Below are 4,145 nucleotides of genomic sequence, written 5' to 3'. Positions count from 1 at the left end.
ATCCGCTAAATTCGCGCAACCAGCCTGATCATTGGGAAACGACAGCACTCGGGCAGCTTCAGGATGGAGCGACGGACGTTTCAGTCATCGAGGAGCATCCTGAGGGGCGGATCTTGCGCCTGATAACCCCGCTGCACGCCGAGCAGGGCTGCATGCAGTGCCACCAGCAGCATGGATATGTGCTGGGCGAGGTCTGCGGTGGCCTTACCGTGCTGGTTCCGATGAAGCCCTATGAAGAGCAGGCCCGCCGCGATCTTTTCAACCTGGGCTTCACCCACGCCCTGATCTGGCTGTTCGGACAGGTGGCAATCGGGCTCGGGTTCCGCAAATTCGTCGCATCCGAACGAGCTCGCCGCCGTACAGAAAATGAACTCATGGAAGCCAAGCTTGCCGCAGAATCGGCGAGTCGGGCCAAGGGGGATTTCCTCGCCAATATGAGTCACGAAGTGCGAACGCCCATGAATGCCATTATCGGCATGACCGAGCTGGTGCTCGACACCGACTTGCCCCAGTACCAAAGAGACTGTCTCGAAACGGTAAAGTCCTCGGCGGATTCCCTGCTCGAGCTGATCAACGACATCCTCGATTTTTCAAAGATCGAGGCGGGGATGCTTGAAATTGAGTCCGTTCCTTTCCGGCTGCGGGAGCTTGTCGAAGGGACCATGCGCACTGCGGCAGTTCCGGCCCACCGAAAAGGATTGGAAATTATCTGTTCGGTGGCGGCCGAGGTGCCGGATGAGCTGCATGGAGACCCCCTGCGAATTCGCCAAGTGTTGCTGAACCTGCTGGGCAATGCCGTCAAGTTCACCGAAAAGGGGGAGGTTTTGCTGCAGGTTGACCTGCTTGAACAGGGAGCGGATGGCTGTCGCCTGGCTTTTGCGGTAAAGGACTCCGGCATCGGCATTGCGGAAGAACTCCAGCATAAACTCTTCCGCAATTTCAGCCAGGTCGACACGGCAACCAGTCGAAAATACGGCGGCAGCGGCCTGGGGCTGGCCATCTCCAAGGCTCTTGCCGAAGGGATGTTGGGGCGACTTTCGCTGCAGAGCCGTGAAGGGCAGGGGAGTGTCTTTTCTGTTGAGCTTCCATTCAGCGCATTCTCTTCGGCCCGGCCTATTGAAATTAGCGGCCTTGCCGGAAAAAATATCCTCGTGGTGGATGATCATCCTGTTGTCAGATCGTTGCTGGTGAATAACCTGAGACAACTGGGCATCGACGCCAGTTCGATCGACTCCGGCGACAGCGCCATTCAGAAGCTGCATGAAGCCCGCTTCCGCGAAGAACCCTTTTCGGCCATTCTGGTCGATAGCATCATGCCCGGAATGGATGGTTTCACAACCACGGAAATCATCCGGGAGCATATCGACCCGGCCATCCCGGTACTCATGATGTTTACTACCGATGACCTGGCCGTGGGTCACGAACGCTGTCGCGAGCTGGCAATAAACGGGTATTTGACCAAGCCGGTCACGCTGACCCGGCTACGGCATGCGCTGAGCGTCGTTTTCTGCCCAAACTCGGTCGAGCAACCACAACCCGTGGAACGTGCGAACGCCCTGCAGGAGTTGTCCGACACCCCTTTGATGCGGGATTTTGCGTTCCGGCCCCGTCTGCTACTGGCAGAAGATAATGCTTTCAATCAAAAACTTGCGCTGGCACTAGCCTACAGAAGCGATTGGGATATGACCGTGGTATGTGATGGCCGGTCTGCCGTGGATGCTGTTTGCAATGAAGCCTTCGACCTGGTGTTGATGGACGTGCAAATGCCGGATATCGATGGCCTGGAGGCGACCCGGATGATTCGCCAGCTCTGTCAAGAGCGAAACTTTCATGTCCCGATCATCGGCATGACGGCCTGCGCCATGCCTGGTGACCAGGAACGCTGCCTGGCGGCCGGAATGGATGATTATGTCGCCAAGCCGATCAAGCCTGAACTTTTTTGCCGCGTAGTTGAACGACATCTGGCAAAACAACCGATAGCTCGGTTGCGGCCCATGCCGATGGCGGAGACGAAACTTGATAAGGCATACGATGAAAATATTCAGAAAAACAATTCACTGATGGCTGAACTGATCAAGGAGTTTCTGGAAGACTATCCCAAAATGCTGGATGAAATCAGGGCGGGCATTGCCCGGCAGGATAACCGCGAAGTGGAGATCCTGGCGCACAACCTGAAATCAGTCATCGGTTTTCTCAACGCTGAGGCGGCCTATCAGCTGGCCAGGCAGTTGGAAATCGCGGCACGCGAAGAAGAACAGGAAAGGGAGCAGGACATTTTCAAGCAACTGGAGGAAGAGTTGATCCGGGCAGGTGAGAGGCTGATGGCCATATCCACAAAAAAGGAAGGCCACGAGAAATGTTCAGGTCAGGGAAGCGTCTGAAATGAGATTGGGACAAGCTTCCCGGTGGGCATCAGGTTTTCGCTTGACTGATTCCCGGTTTCATAAAAATACTTTCGCCTTTCGCAGAGATATGACGTATCTCCCTGGCAGTAGATAGCAATCATCCCCTGCCAGACATTGCTGGAGCGACCACAGAATTTCAGATAAAATCTACACTGACTTCTCAATTCACAGGTCTTTTTCAAGCATACCTCCTCAGCAATTGCCATAACCACGAAATTATACCAGAAGTCGGCAATATATCTTATTCTGCTGCAGGAATTTGTGCTTCTACCACAAATCTTTTTATTTTTCTTGTCGTGGTTTTGGGGAATTCGTCCTCCCGCAAGGTGAATTTCTTCACCCGCTTGTAATCCGCCATCCGCTTGCCGGCTTCGAGCACTTCCGCGCGAATCAGCTTTTCAAGTTCATCTTCGGCAAGGGGGGGCTTCCCCAGCTCTCTGGCGTATTGGTCGACGGCGTCGAGATCGGGGAAGATAATCGCATGAACTTCTTCGGCACTGGGCGACACCTTGTGACCATAAACCATGGTTTCGGCGATATAGGGACTTTTGAGAAGCTCTATTTCAACCTCTTCAGGGTAAACATTCTTGCCGTTGGGAGTCACGATAAGGTTCTTGGCCCGCCCGCAGATTGAAAGGTAGCCATCCTGGCCGATGCGGCCCAGGTCCCCCGTATAGTACCAGCCATCGATCAGGACCTCGGCAGTAGCGTCCGGGTTATTGTAATAACCGAGCATGACATTGGGCCCACGCACGAGAATTTCACCGGAACCCTCCCTGTCGGGATTAGAAATGCGCACCTGCACCTCCTGCAGCGGCGGCCCCACGGTTCCAATGCGCGGCGAGTCTGGCGGTTCGGCGGAAATGACCGGCGAGGTTTCGGTGATTCCGTATCCCTGGAGGATCTTGATGCCGAGTGCGCGGAACCCCCGGGCGATTTCCGGATCAAGGGCGGCGCCGCCACTGATGAAGGTTGTGTTCTCCCCGAGCATTTTTTTAACTTTGGCCGCAATAATGGGACGAGTGAAGGGGAGGGCAAAGAGGGCACGGCTGATGGTTCTGGACTGAACGTTTTTGGTGATGCGGTCGTAAAATATCCGGTAGACGGCAGGGACACCGAGAAAGAATGTGGGTTTAACCTCGGCCAGATTCTCACCCAATTTCTTAAGGGATTCGGCAAAAGAGACCGTCCCGCCGAGGGAAAGAGGGAGCAGGATGCCGCAGACCTGCTCAAACACGTGGTTGATCGGCAGAAATGAGAGGGTATGCATGTGCCCGTCGAGTTTGAACAAGCGACAGGCGCCCAGGATATTCGAGACAATATTGCCGTGACTGAGCATTGCCCCCTTTGAGCGCCCGGTCGTGCCCGAGGTGTAGAGGATAACGGCGACGTCCTGGACTGTACGCGGGTGACCGGTTGGGTCCCTGTCACTGCAGAATTCATCGAAGTTGAGCAATTTTGTCTGCTGGGTGAGCTTTTGCCGCACCCGGTGCACCGGCGCAAAAATATCCAGCACCTGCGGCTCTCTGGACGGGGGATGCTCCGCCGGCATCAGCAGGCGGTAGGCCTGGTTGGCCAGCCGCTCCAGGGAAGCCGTCATTTCTTCGGGAAGCTTAAACTCCTTACGCAAACGATGCCATTCACTGACCAGTTCGCCAATGGCGACGGCACTTTCACGATTATTGCTGAATTCGTTCTGCCGCTGCTCAATCAGGACAATCCGTTCAAGCTTGGGCAGGT

Annotated in this window: 2 protein-coding genes; one reads left to right on the top strand and one right to left on the bottom strand. The window is 55.2% G+C overall.

Annotation, left to right across the window (positions count from 1 at the left end):
* The coding region (locus ABYV89_RS14950) for a response regulator (protein WP_432823733.1) at nucleotides 1-2,381 on the top strand (2,381 nt) is incomplete at its 5' end.
* A gap of 265 nt (nucleotides 2,382-2,646) precedes the next feature.
* On the opposite strand, the gene ABYV89_RS14945 is transcribed toward ABYV89_RS14950, so the two are convergent.
* Nucleotides 2,647-4,145 (bottom strand): AMP-dependent synthetase/ligase (locus ABYV89_RS14945; protein ID WP_432823732.1); only part of this gene is annotated, 1,499 nt, incomplete at its 5' end.

Source organism: Trichloromonas sp. (assembly GCF_041583255.1).
Classification (GTDB): Bacteria; Desulfobacterota; Desulfuromonadia; order Desulfuromonadales; family Trichloromonadaceae; genus Trichloromonas.
Note: the sequence above shows the minus strand (reverse complement) of the source record. Positions and strands in the feature narration are given on the sequence as shown.